At 68.4% G+C, this 531-nt stretch carries 1 protein-coding gene; it reads right to left on the bottom strand.

Going from position 1 to position 531, the window contains the following annotated elements; translation table 11 throughout:
- Positions 1-266: 266 nt before the first annotated feature.
- The coding region (locus AC1DZC_RS20350) for a hypothetical protein (RefSeq protein WP_477044551.1) at positions 267-531 on the bottom strand (265 nt) is incomplete at its 5' end.

The following is a 531-nucleotide window of genomic DNA, read 5'->3' as shown; positions in this document are numbered from 1 at the left end:
TTCCTGCCCATCGGCCCAGACGCTGACGATCTCGCGCCCGCCATGCTCCCGCTCGGCATGCTCCAGCAATCGCGGCACCCGCAGCTCGAAATCCTGCATTCCGCCCAGCATTCGCCCTCTCCCGGCTTGTTCCACCGGTACTGTCGCCCGCTTTGCGCCCGTTTGTACAGTCCCGGCCCCGCGTCGATCGATAACGGGTTGACGCGAACGTCATGCATGTCGGCCGCGTCGTCAAGCCGGACACGGCCCGGCAACATGCTTCCCGCTCAGCCGACCAGCGCGAGCCTCGTCTCCGAGGTCTTCAATACGACATTGCTGATGCCGTCCAATGTCTCGATCCGCGCGGCGAGTTCGCCGTCGAGCAGAAAATCCCGGCCGAGCAGCACGCGCGCGGCACCGCCTTCGGGCAGCGCCGCGTTGACCCAGACCTGGCCGCGCGCGCCACGCGCTTCGGCGAGCAGTGCGCCCAGCGTCGCCATCGCCGCCGGCGTGTCGACCGACAGCTCGACCACGAAACGCGCGGTGTTGGCG

It is taken from the genome of Cellulomonas sp. P2_B4 (assembly GCF_056404795.1).
Note: the sequence above shows the minus strand (reverse complement) of the source record. Positions and strands in the feature narration are given on the sequence as shown.